This is a genomic window from Pseudomonas sp. C 49-2 (assembly GCF_003970195.1).
GTDB lineage: Bacteria > Pseudomonadota > Gammaproteobacteria > Pseudomonadales > Pseudomonadaceae > Aquipseudomonas > Aquipseudomonas canadensis.
Genome location: NZ_RXYG01000010.1, coordinates 229020 through 252840 on the forward strand (window position 1 = coordinate 229020; position 23821 = coordinate 252840).

The following is a 23821-nucleotide window of genomic DNA, read 5'->3' on the forward strand; positions in this document are numbered from 1 at the left end:
CTGGCTGCGCACCGTGCGCAGCACTGATATCTGTAAAAACGTACCAAGCCTGCAAAAAATTAGAGGCTGGCGACCGCCGCCGCCAACGCACGTCCGAAGATGTCCGCCACTTGGTCGACTTCAGCCGCCGTGATCACCAGCGGCGGCAGGAAACGCACCACACTGCCGTGCCGACCACCAAGTTCCAGGATCAAGCCGCGCTTTAGGCATTCACGCTGTACCAACGGCGCCAGTTGGCGATGCACAGGCGGATGACCCTGAATGTCTAGTGGGCCATTTGGGTCCACCAGTTCGACACCCAGCATCAGCCCCCGACCGCGAATATCCCCCAGGTGTGGGAAGTCGCGTTGCAGAATGCGCAGGTGTTCGCCCAGGCGTTCGCCCATGGCCGCCGCGTGACTGGCCAGGTCGTGGTCCTTGAGGTAGCGCATCACCGCCGAGCCCGCCGCCATCGCCATCTGGTTACCACGGAAGGTCCCGGCATGGGCGCCCGGCAGCCAGGTGTCGAGCCAGTCGCGATACACCACCACCGCCAGTGGCAGGCTGCCGCCGATGGCCTTGGACATCACCACCACATCCGGGATGATGCCGGCGTGTTCGAAAGCAAACATCTTGCCGGTACGACCGAAACCACTCTGGATTTCATCGACGATCAATGCCACGCCCGCCTGCTCGGTGATACGGCGCAGGCCACGCAGCCAGTCGAGATCCGCCGGAATCACACCGCCCTCGCCCTGCACCACCTCGACAATCACCGCCGCCGGCAGTAGCACGCCCGCTTCCGGATCATTCAGCAGGTTTTCCAGGTAATGCAGGTTGACCCGCACGCCCTCCGCGCCACCCAGGCCAAACGGGCAACGGTAGTCGTAGGGGTATGGCAAAAACTGCACGCCATTGCCGAGCAAGGCACCCAAGGGTTTCTTCGGCCCCAGGCTGCCCATCAGGCTCAAAGCGCCTTGGCTCATGCCGTGGTAACCACCCTGGAAGGACAGCACCGTGCTACGGCCAGTGGCAGTGCGTACCAACTTCAATGCAGCTTCCACCGCATCGGTGCCGGTAGGTCCGCAGAACTGGATTTTCGCTTCCCGCGCTAAGGCGGGCGGCAACAAGCCGAACAGGTCCTGTACGAACTGATCCTTGACCGGCGTCGTCAGGTCCAGGGTGTGCAGGGGCAATTCATCGGCCAGCACTTGCTGGATCGCCTCGATCACCACCGGGTGGTTATGCCCCAGCGCCAAAGTGCCCGCACCGGCCAGACAGTCAATGAAGCGGCGGCCTTCCACGTCTTCCACGTAGAGGCCCTTGGCGCGCTTGAGCGCCAGGGGGATGCGTCGCGGGTAGCTGCGGGCATTGGATTCCTGCTGGCGCTGGCGGGCGAGCAGCGGGGTTTCGTCGAACTGGTAAAGCGTTTCCTGCACCGGGGCGTCTTCGATACGGCTGGTAGCGACTGACATTTCTCGATCCCTCAATACGCTGATGATGGTGACCAAACTGCCGATCCGCTGGCGTCTGGCCCAAGGGGCATGCGCACGGATTTCCTGTTCTGGAAACGCACCAGCATCAGGAGGATTTACTCCTCCGGTCGCGAAAAACCCTCAACCGCACAGCCCGTGGTACTTTTCATTCAACGCATAAAGAATCGCGCAGGTCTGCGCGTCCATAAGCCCAGAATAATCCCCCGGGCGAAAGTGCATCTGAAACGCTCGCGTGCGCTGTTCAAACCCCTGCCGATTCTTTGCAGGCGCATACCCATAGCGCTGAAACGCACGCTCCACCTCGACTTCCGACGGCAACCCCAGGCAGAAGCGGCGTTGATACATCGCCTGGGTCGCGTCATCAAACCAGGCCCCCACTCCGGCGTCATGCAAGCGCCGCCATGGCAGACGCGGCCCCGGATCACTCTTGCGGCTGAACGCCACGTCCGAATGCCCGAGAATGTCGGTAGGTCCAATCTGTGGATAACGCCCAAGGATGTCGCGCACCAGAGCAATCAACACCTGGATTTGTTCTTCACCATAGGCTGGAAAGGTGAACACCCCGTCGTCATCCAGTGCCAGGTTGACGATTTCGATGCCAATCGAGCGGCTGTTGAGATTGTCGCGACCTGCCCAGTGGCTCGCCCCGGCATGCCAGGCGCGCTTGTCCTCTTCCACCAACCGAAACACCCGCAACTCCTCATAGCCTGCGGCGCGGTAGCTGGGATCGCCTGGGTCGGGCAGCAGGTAGTGCGCACTCACACCGTCCTGGGTCAGGGTGCGCAGGGAGGAGCCAAAAGGCACCGCTGTGTAATGCACGATCACCTGCCGCACGGGTTCGCCGTTGCGCTCGTTGAAGCCTTTGGCAGGGAAGCTTGTATCGATGACCAACATAAGAACCGTCCTTTTCAATACAGGCCGAGTCGTTCAGCCCGCTCAAGCGCAAAAAATTACCGCCATCCTGAAGGCTTGATCCTCAGGAGGGCGGTAACTATGTGGCACTTGAAAGAAAAGTGATCAGCGCCGCAGCGGCATGCCCAATTCGACGCGCAGGCCATCCGGCTGGCTGTCGAACTTCAAGGAGCAGGAGCAGCGCTGCACGATCGCTTGCACGATCGCCAGGCCCAGCCCGCAGCCTTCGCTGTTGCCATTGCGCCAAAAGCGTTGGGTCAGGTATTGCAGGTCCTCCGGCGAAATCTGCTTGCCGTGGTCACGCACGCAGAACACCACGTTATCCGCCTCGATCAATACGCGCAGTTCCACCCGCGTGTCCGCCGGCGTGTGGCGCAAGGCGTTGTCCAGCAGGTTGCGCAGGGCCGCAACCGCCAGGCCCACCGGCATTTCCACCGGGGTAACCGAGAGGTTATCCGGCAGGATCAGGTCGATGCGCGAGTTATCACCGGCATTGGCATCCTGGATGGCCAGCCGTGCCACGTCCTCGGCACTGGAGTGCATGCCATCGTCAAATGACAGGTTGCCCTCCACCCGCGCCAGCAGCAGCAATTGCTCCAGGGTGCGATGCAGGCGGTCGGCGCCTTCCTCGGCGTGGGCCAGGGATTGGTCGCGGGCTGCGCCGTCGGTCATGCGCGCCACTTGCAGGTGGGTCTTGATCGCTGTCAACGGGCTGCGCAGTTCATGGGCGGCGTCGCCGGTCAGGCGGCGTTCGCGCTCGATGGTCTTGGCGATGCGTTGCAACAGTTGGTTCTGGGTGTCGAGCAGTGGCTTGAGTTCGCTGGGCAATGGGTGGATCTGCAGCGGTTCCAGGGAGTCCGCACTGCGCCGCATCAGAGCGTCACGCATGCGGTTGAGCGGCAGCAGGCTCTGACCGATGCCCAGCCACAACAGGCACAGACAGCCGAGCATTGCCACACCCACCGGCACCGAAGCGGCCAGCAGAATCGACAGGTTCAACGCCTCACGCTCCACCTGACGGTCGGCGGTGGTGATCAACAGGTCGCCACGGGATAGCGTGAAGCTGCGCCAATTCACCCCATCGATCACTTGATCACGAAAGCCACTCTGGCGCGATTCCAGGCCTTCATCCGGCGTGGCATGACTGCGCGCCAATACTTCGCCACGCAACGAACTGACCTGGCACGCCATGCCACCCGGCACGTTGAGTTGTGCCCCATGGAAATGCGCGCCGCCACTGACACTGGCCAGGCCCGGCATCTGCTCGGTCAGCCCCGCCACCATGCGCGCCGATGCCACCAGGCGTTGGTCGAGGGAGAACATCATCTGGTTGCGCAGATCGTTGAGCATCCAGGCTGCCGCCAGGGCCCAGATCAACACAAAAGCGGCGCCCAGCTTGAACGTCAGGCGCAGGCGCAGGCTTTTCACGATGCGTCCTCGCCCCCATCCGCAGGGCCCAGGCGATAGCCCAGTCCGCGCACGGTCTCGACAACACCATTGCCCAATTTGCGCCGCAGGTGGTGGATATGCACGTTGAGGGCGTTGCTTTCCAACTCGTCGTTGAAACCGTAGACGCTGTCCTTCAGTTGTTCACTGGACAGCACCCGGCCTTTATTGTGCAGCAGGGCTTGCAACAGCGCCTGTTCGCGGCGCGACAGGTCCACCGGCTCGCCGCCCAGGAAGGTCTCGCGGCTGCTGGGGTCGTAGGCCAGGCGGCCATGTTCGATCAGGTTGACGCTGCGTCCCGCCACACGGCGCAGCAGGGTTTGCAGGCGTGCGGCGAGTTCGCGCAGGTCGAAGGGTTTGAGCAGGTAGTCATCGGCGCCGGCTTGCAGGCCGTCGACACGGTTGGTCACCGAATCGCGCGCGGTGAGGATCAGCACCGGAATCTCCAGGCCCTGGCTGCGCTGTTGCTGCAGCAGCTTGAGGCCGTCTTCGTCCGGCAGGCCGAGGTCGAGCACCATGATGTCGAACGTCGCCGCCTTGAGCATCGCGCGCGCAGCACCCGCCGTGGCCACGTGTTCGACGGTGAAACCTTGGGCGGTGAGGCCGGCCACAATGCCGCTGGCGATCAGTTTGTCGTCTTCACAGACCAGTACGTGCATGGTGAACCCTTCATGAAAGATGGGGAGATTAAAGGGGCAGCGGATTAAGCGCAGATTATGCCGCTAAACACCCCACACTCAATCTAGAATAGCCGTGGTTAATCATCGGTTAATCAACGCCACACATTGTGTGCCTACTTGCATCGAACTAAGGCTTGACCATGCGGCATCTGTTTACCTTTCTGCTGGTGTTGTTCGCGGGATTCGCCCAGGCCGCGCCGGGCAATCCGTTTGAGACCAAACCCGACTTCCTGCCGGTGGGCAAAGCCTTCACCTTTACCTCCGAACGTCTTGAAAGTGGCGAGACCCAGCTGTACTGGCAGATTGCCGACGGTTATTACCTGTACAAGCAACGCATGAAATTCGATGGCCTGGCCGAGAAGCCCGCGTTGCCGCAAGGCGAGGCGCATAGCGATGAATTCTTCGGCGACCAGGAGGTGTATCGCCAGGGCCTGGAAGTGAAGATCCCGGCTGGCGCTACCGGCCAGGTCAAGCTCGGCTGGCAGGGCTGTGCCGATGCGGGCCTGTGCTATCCGCCGCAGTCGATCACCGTGGACCTGGGCGGCAACCCGGCCGTCGCTGCGACCGCCGAAGCTCAGGATCAGAGTCTGGCCAGTGGCCTGCAACAACGCAGCCTGGGTTGGAGCCTGCTGATTTTCTTTGGCTTGGGACTGCTGTTGGCCTTTGCCCCGTGTTCATTGCCGATGCTGCCGATTCTCGCCGGTTTGGTGGTAGGCAGTGGCGCCAGCCCGCGTCGCGGGTTTGCCTTGGCCAGCAGCTACGTCGTGTGCATGGCGCTGGTGTATGCCGCGCTCGGCGTATTGGCTGCGTTGCTTGGCGCCAACCTCGCCGCGCTCCTGCAAACCCCATGGATCCTCGGCAGTTTCGCTGCGCTGTTCGTGATCCTCGCCTTGCCGATGTTTGGCTTCTTTGAACTGCAACTGCCGGCCTTCCTGCGTGACCGCCTGGACAACGTCAGCCGCCAGCAAAGCGGCGGCAGCCTGGTCGGCGCGGGAGTTCTCGGCGCCTTGTCCGGCCTGCTGGTGGGCCCGTGCATGACCGCACCGCTCGCCGGCGCCCTGCTGTACATCGCCCAGAGCGGCAATGCGCTGCACGGTGGCCTGATCCTGTTCGCCATGGGCATCGGCATCGGCATTCCGCTGTTGCTGCTGGTGACCGTGGGCAATCGCTTCCTGCCCAAGCCAGGCACCTGGATGAATGTGCTCAAGGGCATCTTCGGCTTCCTGTTCCTCGGCACCGCCGTGCTGATGATCCGTCCAGTGCTCGATGAAAGCCTGTGGATCGGCCTGTGGGGCACGCTCGCGCTGGTGATGGCCTACTGCGGCTGGACCCTGGCCCGCGAATACGGCCTGGCCGCCAAAGTGTTTGGCGCCGGTTCCCTGGTGCTCGGCCTGTGGGGAGCGGTACTGGTGGTGGGCGCAGCCGGTGGCAGCGATGACCTGTGGCAACCGTTGAAGGTCTACAGCGGTTCGCGGACCGCCGCCGCGCCGAGCGCCCACGACGCCTTCATGACCATCAGCGACCCCGCCGTGCTGCAAAGCCAGCTCGACAGCGCCAAGGCCCAAGGCCAGTGGGTGCTGGTGGACTACTACGCTGACTGGTGCGTGTCGTGCAAGATCATGGAAAAACAGGTGTTCGGCAAACCCGAGGTGATGGCTGCCCTGAAAGACGTACGCCTGCTGCGCCTGGACGTCACCGCCGACAACGCCGCCAGCCGTGAGCTGCTCGGCCGCTACAAAGTCCCCGGCCCTCCGAGCTTCGTGTGGATCGGCCCGGACGGTGAAGAACGCCGTGCCCACCGCATCACCGGCGAAGTGGATGCCGCCGCCTTCCTGCAACGCTGGACGCAAACACGGGACGCCCTCTGAATGCTGACCCTGACCATCGGCACCTTCGCCATCGCCCTGAATCACATCCTACTGATCAGCGCGCTGATTCTCGCCACCCTGGTGGGCTGGCGCGTGGCCAAGCGTGGTGGTGAAAACCCGGAATCGGTGCTGTTCAGCCTGTTCCTGCTGGGTATGCTGGTGGCCCGCGTCAGCTTTGTGCTGATGTACTGGAGTGATTACAGCCACGCTCCGCTGCAGATGGTCGACCTGCGTGACGGCGGCTTCCTCGCTTGGCCGGGTGTGATCGCGCTGATCCTGGGTGCGCTGCTCTACGGCGGGCGCCGCCCGGCCCTGCGCAAGCCGCTGGGCGCCGGGGTGATCACCGGCCTGGTGTTCTGGGGCCTGACCAGTTTGTCCCTGAGCCTCTACGACAAAGGCTCGCAACTGCCGGACATCACCTTGCGCAACGCCAATGGCGACGTGGTGCAACTGGCCGATTACAAAGGCGGCCCGCTGGTGATCAACCTGTGGGCCACCTGGTGCCCGCCGTGCCGTCGCGAGATGCCGGTGCTGGAACGTGCCCAGCATCAACGCCCCGACGTGACCTTCCTGTTCGTCAACCAGGCCGAAAGCATGCAGAGCGTCAGCACCTTCCTCGCCACCCAAGGCCTGACCCTCGACAACGTGCTATTCGACGCCAGCGGCCGCCTCGGCCAGGCCGTTGGCTCGATGGCCTTACCGACCACCCTGTTCTACCAAGCCGATGGGCGCCTGATCAACAGCCACCTCGGTGAACTGTCCCAGGCCAGCCTGGCCCGTGCCATGGAACCCTTCGACGCCACAATAAGGAAACCGACATGCCAAGCCTCCGCCACCTGCTGATCTCGCTGCCGCTGACGCTTGCGGCCACCCTGGCCCAGGCCGAAGACTGGCCGGCGCCGATCAAACAGATCGAAGCCAAGGGCGCCAAGATCCTCGGCAAGTTCGAAGCCCCCAGCGGCCTCACCGGCTACGCCGCGCAATACCAGAACCGTGGCATGGCCCTGTACCTGACCGCCGACGGCAAAAGCGTGATCGCCGGCAACCTGTACGACGCCCAGGGCAACGACCTGAGCAGCGCGCCGCTGGAGAAACTGGTATACGCGCCGATGGCCAAGGAAGTCTGGGCCAAGATGGAAAAAAGCAGCTGGATCCAGGACGGCGACGTAAAAGCCCCACGCATCGTCTACCTGTTCAGCGACCCCAACTGCCCTTACTGCAACATGTTCTGGGAACAAGCTAGGCCGTGGGTAAAGGCCGGCAAAGTGCAGCTGCGCCACATCATGGTCGGCATCATCCGCGAAGACAGCCCAGGCAAATCCGCCGCGCTGTTCGCCGCCAAGGACCCGCAAAAGGCCTTGGAAGAACATGAAGCCGCTGGCAAAGGCAGCAAGTTGCAGGCGCTGGAGAAGATTCCGGTGAATATCGAGGCCAAGCTTGATGGGAATATGAAGTTGATGGATGAGCTGGAGTTGTCGGCGACGCCGGCGATTTTCTATCTGGATGACAAGGGTGGGTTGCAGCAACAGCAAGGGGCGCCTTCGCCGGAGAAGTTGGTGAAGATCATGGGCTCGAAGTAAACTCAGCCGAATCGGTTCACTTTAAAAAACGCCCATGCAACTCGCATGGGCGTTTTTTATGTAGTAGCTACAACCAGAAGGTGAAGAAATCCAGGTACATCCAATCTCCACTTCTGATATCTATGCGGCCAATAGTTGCATTTTCCGGAGCAGGAAAGTCTACCCAACCGTTTGTGGGGTTTCCGTTCAGGCTAACCGTGCTTAGGTAGTCACCTGTCGAGCTGTAGAAGGCAAATGATGTAGGGAAGTGATTCCATGTATAGGCGAACTTCACGCGCTTACAGGTGAAAGTCAGATCCATGCGAATATGTTGCGGCGAAGACGCCTGCCCCACGCCGTTGGATAAAACAAGTGCCTGCCCTTCAAGCATTCCAGGGGTTGTTGAAAAGCTGGAGATGCCCGCTTGCCCCGGGCCTGAAATAAAACTAATGAGCATCGTCGAAATACTAATGCTTTGCCCCGCCGAGATAAGGTTGGTCGGCTCTCCGGTGAAGTTCTCATAACGAATTTCAGGTGGCGCAACCACTTTAAGCACCCGCGATGGACATACCACATTCGCAATCAAGCTACCGTGAGTTGCTACGCTGAAAGTTAAGGTCAACTCGGTGCTGTCCTTGAACTTGTCCAACTCGGATCGCAACACAGGACCCGCCACCCCTTCGGACGCCTCTGCTGCCGTAATGGTTCTGGCCGAGTACACATAGAACGAGTAGGGGTTGCCGTCTTTGCCCGTCCCGGCCACGTGCAGCCAGCACTTCTGCCCTTCCCGCAAGAACCACATCGAATCTACGAGAGAATTGGCATTCCCAATAAATGTTCTCAGGTCCAGAACGGCGTTCTGAGTCCTGGGCGGCGTCGCCTCCAGCGCATTCGGAGTTTCTAGACGCACTGGAAGACTGATCGTCAAATTCAACGGAGGAGACGTCTGCACCTTACACGCGGTCGTAACGGTGTAAACGATTTCCACCGTTTTCCCCATACTCTCGATCACTGCTTCCGCAGGCAGTGCGAAGATGACAGCTCCCGAGGAGCTGCCCGGTTTCGATACCAACGGCCAGCAAGTGCCATTCGGTCTTTTCCAGCAGACACTGATGGAGTGCTTGGACTGGTTACCCACATAATCCACTTCGACGTGGACGCCGTGGCGCCCGTTGTAGGCCGTCAAGTTGGTGCCCACGGCCTCCGTTACCTTGGGCGGAGTCAGGACCAGAGGCTCCTGCTCGATTTTGAACGTCTGGGCAGGAAACTCGTGAGCGTTCTCCAGCCCGATCGCCTCACAAAAGCTCACTGCAAAATGCAGCTTAAACTCGCTGCAATCCGCCAGCTTTTTCAGGTCTGCTCTTAGGATAGGCGCATCAACTCCGCTCTCTTTCCACTCGTCTGTAACAGGCGCACCCACCAAAACATCGAATCGGTAGGCAGCACCGCCTTCATATTCACCAGTGATCCACATCCAGCAACATTTCGAACACTCTGCGTAATCCCATACCGGAACCAGAGCGGTTGCGTCCCCAGCAAACGTCCTGAGGTCCAGAACAGTGCCCGTTGCCTGCTCAATGCCAGAATGGGGAAACTCAGGCGCTGACACAGTAACGACCTGTTCGGGTGATGTCTGAGGCTCCTCACCATTCGGGAATTCAAGGGTGTAGGACAGTGTCATTTTTTTATTGAAGAAACACGCAATGTCACAGGCCGACAGTTCAACGGTCGCCATATCGCCGTCGTTGGCGATTGTCACACAGCCGAGCGGCTTGGCGTCGTGGCCCGCTCCGCTCAAGGTGAAACAGACATGGTCGCCTGCATAGGTGTCCAGGTTGGGTACATCGACCTCCCCACCGTTTTTAGTGAGTGCGGGGTTAAGGTGCCACTCGCGGTTGTACAGCACCGACTGGCGCAGATGTGGCGGCGGTTTATCGATCCCGGGATCCACAATCAAAGCGACAGAATCGCGATACTGGATTTCGAGAGCGTTAGCCGGTAGTTGCGTCTCCAGGTGGGCAGGAACATCAGCTGGGCCGTCGGCCGGTAATCCACTTGTGATCCAACCGGTTTGGATCGTGAGTACCCTCCAGGCTTTGCGCCGCGCCAACCAACCACGTCGAATGAAGAAGTGGAGTACACGGCCCCCAGACACATCTTCCTCCGTCAGCGTATAACCAGTTACCAAGTGGTAAAAAACGTGCCGAGCGGCGTCCTGCTCAGTGGCAATCGTGCAGTAAAGCTTGTCTCCCGCTTTGGCAAGGTAAGGGACTGGTACATTAACCTGCTCATCCCCCTCATGGTCCTTCATGTCGTAGGTAGGCGTGTTATGGACAATTTTCCTGTGATGCAACCTAGGGGCCAGGGCTTCACTTTCGTCTGCCGAGTAAAACGACACACCCGCTTCTTCGACAAGGGACTCCGCCGGTTTGCCTTGTGAGGTCCCTTTATACGAAACGAGGAGCGTGAACCCCATGGCCAACGTCAAGTAATTCTGTGGAATAGCAGTTTGTCTCGCCCCCGATTCACCGCTCGAATCAATAATGGGTTCAAACTGAGGTCCAGGCTTCTCTTTTGTTTCAAACGTAAAAGTGATGTCGCCGGCATCCATGCGTGCGTCGACCTTCATGGCCGAACCTGGAATTCGGGGCGGGGTAATCGTTCCGTCCACTTTGCTGGAAATCAGGGGGGCCGCCACTTCCAGTACGTTGGGTTTGACCGGTTTCGACGTCGTTACTTCGACGGAATCTGACGTAGTTTCAGGGGCTGCTTTCTCTTTAGCCATGACATGAGCTCCGTGTTCCAAGGGTTCTGCCCTCAGCCCATCCGAGGCTGAGGGACTCGCCTCAATAAGCTCTTTTTCCTTTCTTTTGCCTACTGTCAGAATTGACAGTTCTGACGCAAAACCAGGCATTGACCGACCAACAGCCCCCTCACAACCCCTCCAACTCCGCCATCAAATCACTCAACCGATCCACCTTCTCGGCACTGATCTCATTGGCCGCCAGCCCATCAATGTACTCAGCCAACTCCGCCACCGTGCTGCACTCGAACATCGCCCGCAGCGGCACATCCCGCTGCAAGGTCTTCTGCACCCGCGAGGCAATCTGCGTGGCCAGCAGCGAATGCCCGCCCAGTTCGAAGAAGTTGTCTTGCACCCCTACCCGCTCAACCTTCAGCACTTCGGCCCAGATCGCGGCCAAGGTGGTTTCCAACTCGTTGCGCGGCGCCAGGTAGTCCTGGCTTTGCAACTGGCCGATCTCCAGCGCAGGCAGCGCCTTGCGGTCGAGTTTGCCATTGGCGTTGAGCGGCAGGCGGTCGAGCCACAGCCAGTGCAGCGGCACCATGTATTCCGGCAGTTCAGCACGCAGGCGTTGCTTGATGCGGTCGAGGCGTTCGCTTGGGTTCAGTACCTCATCCGCCGCCACCAGGTAGCCGACCAGGTGCTTGCCGTTGACGCCTTCCTGCACGCCTACCGCCGCATCGCGCAATTCCGGTTGTTCGTGCAGGCGTGCTTCGATTTCACCCAGTTCGATGCGGTAGCCGCGAATCTTTACTTGGTGGTCGACACGCCCGACGTACTCCAGCACACCGTCACTGCGACGGCGCGCGAGGTCGCCGGTGCGGTAGAGGCGTTCGCCCGCTGCGCCGAACGGGTTGGGTACAAACACGGGAGCGGTGCGCAGCGGGTCGCTGACGTAACCGCGACCGACGCCCGTACCGGCAACGCATAGCTCACCCACAGCACCTTGCGGCACCAACTCCAGCGCGCCATCCAGCAGATACAAACGGTTGTTGTCGGTCGGCGTACCAATCGGCAAGTAGGTGCCACGGGTCGACGCCAGGTCGACGCGGTAGAACGCCACATCGTCCGAACATTCCGCCGGACCATAAGCGTTCACCAGCCCGATCTCGGGGTAACGCAACAACCACTGATGCGCCAGCTCCGGTGGCATCGCTTCGCCGGTTGGCAGCATCCAGCGCAGGCCATCCAGGCTGATGCGCTCCTGGGCCAACATGCCCTGGATCAGTGATGGCACGCTTTCCAGCACGGTGATCCCTTGGGTCTGAACGTGTTCGAGCAGGCCTTGGGGATCATGCGCGATGGTGTTCGGCACGATATCCACCCTTGCGCCAAACAGCGGCGCCGCCAGGAACTGCCATACGGAAATATCGAAGCTCTGCGACGCGGTCTGCGCGATCACATCGGCGTCGCTCAAGGTCAGGTATGGGACCTTGCTCAACTGGTTATTGAGCATGCCGCGCTGTTCCACCATCACGCCTTTGGGCAGGCCGGTGGAGCCCGAGGTGTAGATCACATAGGCGAGGTTGTCCGGGCGACTGTAGACGCCGGGGTTTTCGCCACGTGCCGGTATCTCTTCCCACACCAGCAACTGGCAGTCGAAACCCTCCAGCAATTCGATGGCCCGCTCGCGCGATGCTTCGGTGCAGACCAGCAACGGCGTACGACTCAGGTCGATGATGCTGCGCAGGCGCTGGCTGGGCAGGCCTGGGTCCAGCGGTAAGTAGCCTGCACCCGCCTTGAAGCTGCCGATGATCATGCCGAGCAGGTCGAGATTACGTTCGGCCAGCAATGCCACCGGCTGATCCAGACCGACACCCGCGGCTATCAGCGCATGGCCGAGGCCGTTGCTGCGGCGGTTCAGTTCGTCATAGCTCCATTGCTGATCAAGGCAACTGGCGGCAATGCGCTGTGGATGCGCGGCGACCTGTTCTTCGAACAGTTCGATGTAGCTGCGCTCCAGCGGGTAAACATGCTCACTCTGGTTGCAGCCCTCCACCAGGAACTCACGCTCCTGCTCGCCAATCAGCGGCAGGTCGGCCATGTCGCCATGGAAGCCTTGGACCAACGCCAGCAGCAGGCGCTTGAACTCGCCGAGCATGCCTTGCACGGTGGTTTCGTCGAAGTAGCGCTGGTCGTAAGACAGGTGCAGGCCCAGGTCATCGCCCGGATAACACACGGCCGTCAGCGGGAAGTTGGTGTGGGTGCGGCCGGAGTCCGAGGTGGCATTCAGGCTTTGTGCGCGGTCCAGCACCGAGACTTCCACCGGGGCGTTTTCGAACACGAACAGGCTGTCGAACAGCGGTTGGCCCTTGGGCAGTTCGCTGTGTTCCTGGATCGTCACCAGCGGCAGGTATTCGTACTCGCGCAGCTGCATATTGCTGTCGAGCAAACCACTCAGCCACTGGCGCACGCTGCAACGCTGGTCATCCTCGGGCAGTTTCACTCGCAGGGCGATGCTGTTGATGAACAGGCCGACGGTGCGTTGCATCTCCGGCATTTCCACCGGGCGGCCGGCCACGGTCACACCGAACAACACGTCGCGATCGCCGCTCAGGCGACGCAGCACCAGCGCCCATGCCGCCTGGGCAAAAGTGTTGACGGTCAGTTGGTGAGCCTGGGCCAGTTCACGCAGTTGCGCACCGTCGCGGGCATCGAGGCGGGTGTAGCAGTCGCCCACCACCATGCCGCCGCTGTGGCCCGCGTGCTCACGCAGGAACGGCCGGTCGCTCGGGATCGGCGTGGTGCGTTCGAAGCCTTGCAGGTTCTGCTGCCACCATTGGCGTGCCTCATTCAGGTTCTGGCGTTGCAGCCAGGCGATGTAGTCGCGATAACGCGGCGGTGTGGCCAGTTGCGGGTCGCGGCCTTCACCGAGGGCCATGTAGAGCTCGAAGAAGTCATTCATCAGCAACGAACGGCACCAGGCATCGATAAGGATGTGGTGGTTGCTCATCATGAACCAGTAGCGCTCGGCGCCGACGCGGATCAGGCGCAGGTGGAACGGTGCCTGGTTGAGCAGATCGAAACCGGCTTCGCGCTCTTGCTTGAGCAGCGCTTGCAGGCGCGGCTCCTGTTCGCTTTGCGGGTCGTTGCTCCAGTCCAGGTACTCAATCGGCGTGCTGCCCGGTTTGTGGATCACTTGCAGCATGTCTTCGCCGACGTTCCAGCAGAACGAGGCGCGCAGGGCTTCGTGACGGGCGATCACCGCCTGCCAGGCCTGGGCGAAACGCTCGGGGTCGAGGGCGCTGTTGATGCGGTAGCGGTCCTGCATGTAGTAGAGGCCGGTGCCGGGCTCCAACAGGGTGTGCAGCAGCAGGCCTTCCTGCATGGGGGTCAGCGGGTAGACGTCTTCGATGGCGCTGGCGGCAATCGGCAAGCTGTCGAGTTGCGATTGGGTCAGGTGCGCCAGCGGGAAGTCGGACGGCGTGAGGCCACCGGCATCGTCTTGCAGGCAATGCGCGACCAGGCTTTGCAGCTCAGCGAGATAGGCATCTGCCAGTTCATGGATGCTCTGTTGATCATGGCGTTCGCGGCTGAAGGTCCAGCGCAGCACCAATTCACCGCCGTACACCTGGCTGTCGACGCTCAACTCGTTGGGCAGCGGCGCGTCCGGGTCATGGGCCAGGCCGGCGGGCTCGTCCAGCGGATGGAACAGCGCATCGGCGCCGAAACTCTGGTCGAACTGACCGAGGTAGTTGAAGGTGATCTGTGCGCTCGGCAGCGCAGCCATGCTCTGTTTGCACAGGTCATCGGCCAGGTAGCGCAGCACGCCATAGCCCAGCCCTTTATGAGGCACGCCGCGCAGTTGTTCCTTGATCGCCTTGATCGAATCGCCCTGCCCGGCGTGCGGGGTCAGGCGCAGCGGATAGGCACTGGTGAACCAGCCGACGCTGCGGGTCAGGTCGATTTCATCGAACAGGGTTTCACGGCCGTGGCCTTCCAGTTGGATCAACGCCGAAGGGTGGCCGCTCCAGCGGCACAACACGCGGGCCAAGGCGGTCAGCAACAGGTCGTTGACCTGGGTGCGGTAGGCACTTGGCGCCTGTTGCAGCAACTGGCGGGTGTGTTCGGCATCCAGGCGCACGCTGACGGTGTCGGCATCGCGATTACGCAGCGAGCCTTGCGGACGGGCCACCGGCAATACGGTTTCCGGCCCAGCCAATTGGTCTTGCCAGACGCTCAATTCTTCACGCAGGGATTCGCTGCCGGCATAGGCCTGTAAACGCGCGGCCCAGTCACGCAAGGCGCTGGTCTTGGCCGGTAGGCTGACGGACTGACCGTCGCTGAGTTGACGGTAGACGTTTTGCAGGTCTTCCAACAACACGCGCCACGACACACCGTCCACCACCAGATGATGGATCGCGATCAGCAACCGTTGCTGCCCCTCGGGACCGTCCACCAGCAAAGCACGCAACAGCGGGCCGTGTTGCAGGTCGAGGCTGCGCTGGGTGTCGGTGAACAGCGCGGTGCAGTGCGCCATGTCGCGCACTTGCGCCTGCATCAACACGCCGCCTTCCGGCACGGCCAAATGCTCGGCGTGCCATTGCGCGTCGCGCTGGCAGAAGCTCAGGCGCAGGGCGTCGTGATGTTCCAGCACTGCCAGCAGCGCTTGCTCCAGGCGATGGGGATCGAGCAGTTGCAGCGGCTTGAGGACCAGCGACTGGTTCCAGTGCTGACGGTTCGGGATCTCGGTGTCGAAGAACCAATGCTGAATTGGCGTCAGCCCCGAAGGGCCGGTAAGCACGCCTTGCTCTGCGGTGATTTGCTCGGAACGCGTGGCTACGGCGGCCAGGGTCTGCACGGTCTGGTGCTGGAACAGATCACGCGGGCTGAAATGAATCCCGGCCTGCCGCGCACGGCTGACCACCTGGATCGACAGGATCGAGTCGCCACCCAGCTCAAAGAAGTTATCGTCCAGCCCGACTTGCTGCACGTTCAGTACCGCACACCAGATCGCAGCCAGGGTGCTTTCAAGTTCATTGCGTGGCGCCACATATGTTTGGCGGTTTGCCTCAGGATCTGGTTGCGGCAGGGCACGGCGGTCGAGCTTGCCATTGGCGGTCAGCGGCATGCTGTCCAGCACGATCAGGTGCGCGGGCACCATGTAGTCCGGCAGTTGCGCCTTGAGATGGGCCTTCAGCGCGTCACGCAGCGCGCCGTGCTCGGCATCGCTGACCAGATACGCCACCAGCTGTTTGCCGCTCGGCGAATCCAACGCCAGCACCACCGCTTCGCGCACGGCTGCATGTTCCAGCAGACGGGTTTCGATCTCGCCCAGCTCGATACGGAAACCACGGACTTTCACCTGATGGTCGATCCGCCCCAGGTACTCCACCAGGCCATCGGCGCGTTGGCGCACCAGGTCACCGGTGCGGTACAGGCGCCCGCCGTTGCGCGCAAACGGGTCCGCGACAAAACGTTCGGCGGTCATGCCCGGACGCTGGTGATACCCCTGGGCCAGGCCCGCCCCGCCGACGTACAACTCGCCGGTCGCGCCTTGCGGCACCAGGGCCAGGTCGGCGTCGAGAATGTAAGCCACGCGGTCACCGATGATGCTGCCGATCGGCACGCTGGCGGCGCCCTCCTCCAACTGCTCCGGTGCAAGGCTGGCCAGCGGCATCACCACGGTTTCAGTCGGGCCATAGGCGTTGAAGAACACCTGTGGCTGGAACGCGGCACGGATGCGCTGCAAGTGTTCGCCGGTCAGGGCTTCGCCACCGGTGATGCACATGCGCACCGGCAAGGTCTGCTGCTGAGTCGCCAACCACTGCGCCAACTGGCTGCCGTAGCTCGGGGTGAAGCCCAGGATGTTGATGCCATGGGTGCGGATCAATCCGCAGATTTCCTCGGCATCCCACTGACCCTGGGCACGCAACACCACCTGCGCGCCGCTGAGCAGCGGCACCAACAGGCGCTCAGTGGCGGCGTCAAAGTTGATCGAATAGAAGTGCAGCTCGCAGTCATCCGCGCGCATGCCAAACCGCTCGATCACCGCCGCGCAATGCATGGCGATTTCCCCGTGGGACACCACCACGCCTTTCGGCTTGCCGGTGGAGCCGGAGGTGTAGATCAAGTACGCCTGGTGTTGCGGCAGGCTGATAAGCGGCAGCGCATCGGCCGGGTAGTTGGTCAGCACCGGCAAATCATCCTCCAGACACCAGCAGGCCACGGCGGCCGGCAACTCGCCGAGGGCTTCGAACATCGCCGCATCGCTGAGCAGCAGGCCGATGCCGCTGTCTTCGATCATGTAGTGCAGGCGATCCAGCGGATATTCCGGGTCCAGCGGCACGTAGGCGCCGCCCGCCTTGAGGATCGCCAGCAGGCCGATGACCATTTCCAGGGAGCGCGGCAACGCCAGGCCGACACGCACCTGCGGGCCGACGCCACGCTCGCGCAGCATCCAGGCCAGGCGGTTGGCGCGGGCGTCGAGTTCACGGTAGCTGAGCGTCACGCCAGCAAAGGTCAGCGCTGGCGCATCGCCACGGGTTGCCGCCTGCTGGCTGAACAGTGGGTGGATGCACTGATCGAGACGGTGCTCACCTTTCTCGATGCCCAGGCTGTCTTGCAACACACGCTGTTCATCCACGCCCAGCAACGGCAGTTCGCTGAGGCGTTGTTGCGGATCCGCGATCAAGGCTTCCAGCAGGTTGCGCCAATGTTCGGCCATGCGCGCAATGCGCGGTTCGTCGAACAGGTCGGTGCTGTAGGTCAGGCAGCAACCCAGGCGATGGTCGAGGTCGGTGACTTCCAGGTTGAGGTCGAACTTGGTCGCACGGGCATCGTTGGCCAGGTATTCGACGGTCATGCCAGCCAGTTGGCGGCTTTGCTGGAACTCCCAGCGCTGCACGTTGCACATCACCTGGAACAGCGGGTTGTACGCTGCGCTGCGCGGGGGTTGCAGGGCTTCCACCAGATGATCAAACGGCAAATCCTGATGGGACTGGCCCTCGATCACGGTGTGGCGCACTTGCTCGAACAACTCAGCGACATTCATCTGCCCATTGAGCTGGCAACGCAGCACCTGGGTATTGAGGAACGCGCCGATCAGGCCTTCGCTTTCCGGGCGAATGCGGTTGGCGACCGGAGCGCCGATACGCAGGTCGGTCTGGCCGCTGTAGCGGTAGAGCAACACAGCCAGGGTGGCGGTCATGGTCATGAACAGGGTAAGGCCGCGTTCGGCATTGAAGGCACGTACGCGGGCCGCAAGGGCGTCGCTGAGGTCGAAGCGATACAACTCGCCCTGGTGGCTTTGCACAGACGGACGCGGACGGTCGCCGGGCAGTTCCAGCAGCGGGTGTTCATTGCCCAGTTGCGCAGTCCAGTAATCCAATTGGCGTTGACGCTCGCCGGATTCCAGCCACTGGCGCTGCCACACGCTGTAGTCGAGGTATTGCACGGGCAGCGGCGCCAGCGGCGAGTCGCGCTCGTCGATAAAGGCTTCGTACAACGCGCTGAGTTCACGGGCAAATATGTCCATGGCCCAGCCTTCGGTGACGATATGGTGCAGGGTCAGGACCAGGTAGTGTTCCTGCTCGCCGGCCTTGACCAGGCACGCACGCAGCAACGGCCCGGTTTCCAGATTGAATGGCGTGTGCGCCTCGTGATCGGCCAGTTGTTGCAGGCGCGGTTGGCGTTCGGTTTCGCTCAGCGCGGAAAAATCCTGCCAGTCCATGCGCAGTCCCGTTTGCGGCGAAACCTTCTGATAGGCCACACCGTCGACGCTCGGGAACGTCGTGCGCAGCGTTTCGTGGCGCATGATCAGCGCTTGCAACGCCGCCTCGAAACGTCCCACATCCAGCACGCCGCGCAGGCGCGCCATGCCGCCGACGTTATAGGCCGGGCTGTCCGGTTCCATCTGCCACAGGAACCACATGCGCTGTTGGGAATAGGACAACGGCACCGGTTGGCTGCGGTCGACCTTGGCGATGGCAGTCTGTTGGTTGCGCTGGCCCGACGCTTGGATCAGGCCGACTTGCTCGGCAAACGCCCCCAACTCACTGGCTTCGAACAGGGTGCGCAACGGCAGCTCGACGTCACACGCGTGGCGGGTGCGAGAGATGATCTGCGTGGCCAGCAACGAATGGCCGCCAAGGGCGAAGAAGTCATCGCGCAGGCCGATGCTTGGCAGGCCGAGGACTTCGCGCCAGATGGCGGCGATCTGCTGTTGCAGCGCGGTTTCGGGTTCGACATGTTCACGCACTTGCCACACCGGTTCCGGCAATGCACGGCGGTCCAGCTTGCCGCTGGGGCTCAGCGGCATGGCGTCCAGACGCATCAGCAGCGCGGGCACCATGTACTCCGGCAGCTCGGCGGCCAGGGCGGTTTTTACATCCTCCTCATCCAGTTCGCCCTGGGCGGTGAAGTAACCGATCAACTGCCCGTCACGCACCCTCACCACGGCTTGGGCGATACCCTCCAGGGCGAGCATGCGCGCTTCGATTTCTTCCGGCTCCACACGAAAGCCGCGTAGCTTGACCTGCTGATCGAGGCGACCGAGGTACTCGATCACGCCGTCGGCATTCCAACGGGCGCGGTCACCGGTGCGATACAAGCGTGCGCCTGCTTCACCATAGGGATCGGCAACAAAACGCTCCGCCGTCAACCCGGCACGTCCGAGGTAACCGCGGGCCAGGCCGATTCCGCCGATGCACAGCTCACCCGGCACGCCCAACGGCACAGGGTTGAGCTGTTCATCCAGCACACGGCAGATCACATTGCCCAGCGGCCGGCCAATCGGCGAGCGCTCGCCGTCTTCGGCGCGGCAGTGCCAGTGAGTCACGTTGATCGCGGTTTCGGTCGGGCCATAACGGTTGTGCAATTGCACCGCTGGCAACTGTGCCAACACACGGTTGCGCAACTCGGCGGGCAAGGCTTCGCCGCCGGAGAACAGGCGACGCAGGCTGGTACATTCAGCCACCAACGGCTCGTCGATAAACAACTGCAACAGCGGCGGCACAAAGTGCAGCGTGGTCACGCCGTGTTCCTGCACCAGCTGCGCGATGCGGTGCGGGTCGCGATGCTCACCGGGGCCAGCCAGCACCAGACGGCATCCGGTAATCAGTGGCCAGAAGCATTCCCACACCGACACGTCAAAACTGATCGGCGCCTTTTGCATCAGCACGTCGGTTTCATTGAGTTGATAAGTGGCCTGCATCCACTGCAAGCGCTCGGCCAAAGACGCATGCGTATTGCCCACGCCTTTGGGCTGGCCGGTGGAACCGGAGGTGTAGATCACGTAGGCGAGGTTATCGCCGTGCAGGTGCAGGCCGGGCGGCTGGGTTGGCCAGCTATCGAGGTGCAGGCTGTCCATGGCGATCACGCAAACGCCCTCGGCACTCGGCACCTGTTCCAGCAGCGCAGTCTGGGTCAGCAGCAGGTGTACGCCACTGTCCTTGAGCATGTAGGCCACGCGCTCGGCGGGGTAATCCGGGTCCAGCGGCACGTAGGCGCCACCGGCCTTGATGATCGCCAGCAAGCCGACCAGCAATTGCGGCGAACGCTCGGCGGCGATGGCCACGCACACGTCCGGGCCGACGCCTTTGTCGCGCAGGTAATGGGCCAGGCGGTTGGCCTGGGTGTGCAGTTGGGCGAAGGTCAGGCTGCCGCCGTCCCAGACCAGCGCGGTGGCGTCCGAGGTCTGCTGGTTAAGCAGCTCCGGCAGCCACTGCTGGGCTGGCGCGCAGGGTGCTTCGCTGTAAAGCGCCTGTTCGTCGTGTTGCATCAGCGCAAGGTCGCCGATGGCTTGCTGGGGCTGCTCGCAGACGGCGTGCAACAGGTTGATGTAGTGCTCGGCCAGGCGCTGGATGGTCGCGTTTTCGAACAGTTCATCAGCGTAGTCGAACGACAGGCTCAGGCGCCCGTTGCGGTCTTCTTCGGTGTGCAGTTGCAGGTCGAACTTGGCTTCGCGACTGTGCCACGGCAACTCGTCGGCGAGCATGCCCGGCAGGCGACGCAAAGCGCTGAGGTCGCGTTGCTGATGGTTGAACATGACCTGGAACAGGCCCTGCTCGCGGGCCTGCGGGAAGGCTTCCAGCAGTTGTTCGAACGGCAGGTCCTGATGGGCTTGGGCACCCAGCGCCGCCTGGCGTGTCGCGGCCAATAGCTCGTTGAACGGCAGGCGTCCATCCAGCTCGGCACGCAACACGAGGGTGTTGATGAAGAAGCCGACCAGGCCTTGGGTTTCCTGGCGCGGGCGGTTGGCGTTGGGCACGCCGATGCGAATGTCGCGCTGGCCGCTGTAGCGATGCAGCAGGCTTTGGAATGCCGCCAACAGCAGCATGAATGGGGTGGACTCGTTGGCCTGGGCTGTCTGGCGAATCGCTTCGCTGAGGCTCGCGCCAAGCCGCACGGTGTGGCGTGAGGCACTGTGACAGTGGTGTGCCGAGCGCGAGTGGTCGGTCGCCAGGCTGAGGGTGGGATGCTCTTCACCCAACTGCGCTTTCCAGTACGCCAGTTGACGCAGGCCTTCACCTTCGGCCAACCATTGACGCTGCCAACTGCCGTAGTCGGCGTATTGCAGGGCCAGGGGCGGCAGTTCCAGGGTTTGGCCCTGGGCTGCGGCGGCGTAGAGGCGTGAGAATTCGTCGATCAAAATGTTGAGCGACCAGCCGTCGGCGATGATGTGGTGCAGCGTCACCAGCAGTTGGTGATCTTCATCGTCCAGGCGCACCAGGGTCACCCACAGCAGCGGGCCTTTTTCCAGGTCGAACTGGGTGCGCGCTTCGTCTTCGCGGATCTGTTGCGCACGGGCTTCGCGCTCGGCAACGGGCAGGTCGCTGAGGTCGATGACTTGCAGCTCGAAATCCGCTTTGGCGTCGACACGCTGGAAAGCCTGGCCGTCGCGCTCATAGAAGCGCGTACGCAGGGCTTCGTGGCGCTGGATCAATTGCTGGAAGCTGGCGCGCACGGCGTCTTCATCCAGCTCACCGCGCAGGCGCAGGGCGCCGGGGATGGTGTAGGCGCTGCTGCGGGGGTCCAGTTGCCAGGTGATCCACAGGCGGTTCTGTGCCAGGGATTGGGGCAGTTCCTCCTGGCGCGACAAGCTGTGAATCGCGCCTTCGGCGACGCCACCGTCTTGCTGCAACTGCGCAACGTTGGCGGCGAAGCCTTCCAGGGTCGGCGCTTCGAACAGCATGCGCAGGTTCAGTTCCAGGCCGAGGGTTTCGCGCAGGCGTGCGACCACCTGGGTGGCGGTGATGGAGTTGCCGCCGAGCAGGAAGAAATGATCATCGGCGGCAACGCTTGCGATGTTCAGTTGCTCACACCAGATCGCCGCAATCTGGTTGTGCAACTCGGATTCCAGCGCCCCATCGCTCGCCTGCGTTTGCAGGTCGGGGAACTGGGCATAACTGTCGAGGCTGCCGTCCTTGTGACGAAGCGCACAGGCTGCGCGCTGCACTTTGCCGCTGGAGGTCTTCGGCAAGGCGCCGGGGTTGAGCAGCACCACCACGCTTGGCGCCTCTTGATACGCCTCGGCGACAGCCTGGCGGATCGCCTTGATCAGCGCTTCAGGCGGTAGGATTTTCTGCACGCTGCGGCTGATTTCGGCGGCAATGCCGATACCTTCCAGGCCCTGTTCATTCACCGCAAATGCCGCAACCCGCCCTTTGCGCACCACTTCCACTTCGCGCTCGATGGTCTGCTCGATGTCCTGGGGATACAGGTTGTGGCCGCGTACGATCAGTAAATCCTTGAGGCGACCGGTGATATACACCTCGCCGTCACGGATGAAGCCCAGGTCGCCCGTGCGCAGCCAGGTACGACCAGCGTGCTCTACGAAGGTCTTGGCGGTGGCTTCGGGGTTGCGCCAGTAGCCGTGGGCGATGCTCGGGCCGGTGGCCCAGAGTTCGCCGACGCTGTTGTCGCCCAGCTCGGTGAGGGTGTAGGGGTCCGCGATCAGCACCGCGTGTTCCGGCTGGCTGGTGCCGCAGCTCATGATCGCACTGCCCTGCCCCGGTTCGGCGCGGTTGGCGGCCAGGGCCTGCTCGTCGACACGCAGCGCTGGGATGCCATGGCCACGGCTGCCGCCTGCGACAAACAGGGTCGCCTCGGCCAGGCCGTAGGAGGCAAAGAAATTGTTCGAGGTAAAACCGCAGGTGGCGAACTTCTCGGCGAAACGTTCCAGGGTGTCGAGGCGGATCGGTTCGGAACCGGAATAGGCCACGCGCCATTGGCTCAGATCCAGGCGTTCCAGGGCCGTCTCGCTGACCCGTTCGCTGCACAGGCGATAGGCGAAATCCGGACCGCCGCTGATGGTACCGCCGTATTCGCTGATCGCTTCCAGCCAGCGCAAGGGGCGACCGAGGAAGTAAGCCGGCGACATCAGCACGCAGGGCACGCCACTGAAGATCGGTTGCAGCAGGCCGCCGATCAGGCCCATGTCGTGGTACAGCGGCAGCCAGCTGACGATCACGTCATCCGGGTTCAGGTCGATGCCAAAACCGCGACGGATCAACACTTCGTTGGCGACCAGGTTGCCGTGGCTGACTTGTACGCCCTTGGGAAGCGCGGTGGAGCCAGAGGTGTATTGCAGGAACGCGATGTCGTCCGGATGCAGGTCAGGGGCGACCCAATGGCCGAGGTTTTCCAAGCTATCGACGCTCAATACCGGCGGCGCGTTTTCGATCTGCGACAAGCCATCGGCGAGGCTGGCGATGGTCAGCAACAGGCGCGGCTCGGCATCGCTGATGATCGACAGCAGGCGCTCCTGATGGTGACGACGGGTGGACTCCGGTGGATAGGCCGGCACTGCAATCACACCCGCGTAGAGGCAACCAAAGAACGCCGCAACGTAATCCGGGCCGCTGGGAAACAACAGCACGGCACGGTCACCCTGGTCCGCATTGGCTTGCAAGGCGGCGGCGATGGTGCGGGCGCGCTGGTCCAGGTCGCGGTAACTGAGCACAACGCTGTGCTCGGCGGACTCGGCGAGGAAGCGCAGGGCGACCTGGTCCGGGGTCTGCGCGGCGCGACGTTGAAGGGACTGGACCAGGGTGCGGGGAAGTTCGAAGGCGTCCATCATGGGGTTCCTGCCTGAAATCGGCTTACGGGAAATTCAAGAATTCGGGGGGGGGGGCTT

At 62.4% G+C, this 23821-nt stretch carries 9 protein-coding genes; 3 read left to right on the forward strand and 6 right to left on the reverse strand.

The window, feature by feature from the left end; all coding sequences use genetic code 11:
- Nucleotides 1-59 precede the first annotated feature (59 nt).
- From EJ576_RS20860 to EJ576_RS20875, 4 genes are all read right to left on the reverse strand, one after another.
- A complete protein-coding gene (locus EJ576_RS20860; protein ID WP_126570986.1) occupies nt 60-1454 on the reverse strand; it encodes an aspartate aminotransferase family protein in 1395 nt (464 codons plus the stop codon).
- A gap of 141 nt (nt 1455-1595) precedes the next feature.
- On the reverse strand, nt 1596-2369 hold the full coding sequence (locus EJ576_RS20865; RefSeq protein WP_126570987.1) for an N-acetylmuramoyl-L-alanine amidase: 774 nt from the start codon (nt 2367-2369) through the stop codon (nt 1596-1598).
- Between the two features lie 123 nt (nt 2370-2492).
- Nucleotides 2493-3815, reverse strand: coding sequence for an ATP-binding protein (locus tag EJ576_RS20870; protein WP_028617286.1), 1323 nt, complete (start codon nt 3813-3815; stop codon nt 2493-2495).
- On the reverse strand, nt 3812-4492 hold the full coding sequence (locus tag EJ576_RS20875) for a response regulator (RefSeq protein ID WP_126570988.1): 681 nt from the start codon (nt 4490-4492) through the stop codon (nt 3812-3814). The genes EJ576_RS20870 and EJ576_RS20875 overlap by 4 nt, the downstream gene beginning before the upstream one ends.
- A 161-nt stretch (nt 4493-4653) precedes the next feature.
- On the opposite strand from EJ576_RS20875, the gene dsbD reads away from it, so the two are divergent.
- The 3 genes from dsbD to dsbG are packed head-to-tail and all read left to right on the forward strand — an operon-like array spanning nt 4654 to nt 7961.
- Nucleotides 4654-6381 carry a protein-disulfide reductase DsbD gene (dsbD, locus tag EJ576_RS20880; protein ID WP_126570989.1) on the forward strand — a complete coding sequence of 576 codons (1728 nt, stop codon included), beginning with the start codon at nt 4654-4656 and terminating at the stop codon, nt 6379-6381.
- Nucleotides 6382-7224 (forward strand): TlpA disulfide reductase family protein, encoded by an 843-nt coding sequence (locus EJ576_RS20885; protein ID WP_126570990.1) that lies wholly within the window; start codon nt 6382-6384, stop codon nt 7222-7224.
- On the forward strand, nt 7200-7961 hold the full coding sequence (gene dsbG / locus EJ576_RS20890; protein ID WP_126570991.1) for a thiol:disulfide interchange protein DsbG: 762 nt from the start codon (nt 7200-7202) through the stop codon (nt 7959-7961). Before EJ576_RS20885 ends, dsbG begins: the two co-directional genes overlap by 25 nt.
- Before the next feature lie 67 nt (nt 7962-8028).
- Here the strand turns inward: dsbG and EJ576_RS20895 are convergent, their stop codons facing one another.
- Nucleotides 8029-10725: a hypothetical protein gene (locus EJ576_RS20895; RefSeq protein ID WP_126570992.1), complete on the reverse strand. Its 2697-nt coding sequence runs from the start codon at nt 10723-10725 to the stop codon at nt 8029-8031.
- Between the two features lie 148 nt (nt 10726-10873).
- Nucleotides 10874-23764, reverse strand: coding sequence for a non-ribosomal peptide synthetase (locus EJ576_RS20900; RefSeq protein ID WP_126570993.1), 12891 nt, complete (start codon nt 23762-23764; stop codon nt 10874-10876).
- Between the last annotated feature and the right edge of the window lie 57 nt (nt 23765-23821).

Excerpts from the sequence above, each read along its gene's own strand:
- EJ576_RS20865 (WP_126570987.1), bottom strand. The coding sequence starts at position 2,369 with ATGTTGGTCATCGATACAAGCTTCCCTGCCAAAGGCTTCAACGAGCGC.
- EJ576_RS20860 (WP_126570986.1), bottom strand. The coding sequence starts at position 1,454 with ATGTCAGTCGCTACCAGCCGTATCGAAGACGCCCCGGTGCAGGAAACG.
- dsbG (WP_126570991.1), top strand. The coding sequence starts at position 7,200 with ATGCCAAGCCTCCGCCACCTGCTGATCTCGCTGCCGCTGACGCTTGCG.
- EJ576_RS20895 (WP_126570992.1), bottom strand. The coding sequence starts at position 10,725 with ATGGCTAAAGAGAAAGCAGCCCCTGAAACTACGTCAGATTCCGTCGAA.
- dsbD (WP_126570989.1), top strand. The coding sequence starts at position 4,654 with ATGCGGCATCTGTTTACCTTTCTGCTGGTGTTGTTCGCGGGATTCGCC.
- EJ576_RS20885 (WP_126570990.1), top strand. The coding sequence starts at position 6,382 with ATGCTGACCCTGACCATCGGCACCTTCGCCATCGCCCTGAATCACATC.
- EJ576_RS20875 (WP_126570988.1), bottom strand. The coding sequence starts at position 4,492 with ATGCACGTACTGGTCTGTGAAGACGACAAACTGATCGCCAGCGGCATT.
- EJ576_RS20900 (WP_126570993.1), bottom strand. The coding sequence starts at position 23,764 with ATGATGGACGCCTTCGAACTTCCCCGCACCCTGGTCCAGTCCCTTCAA.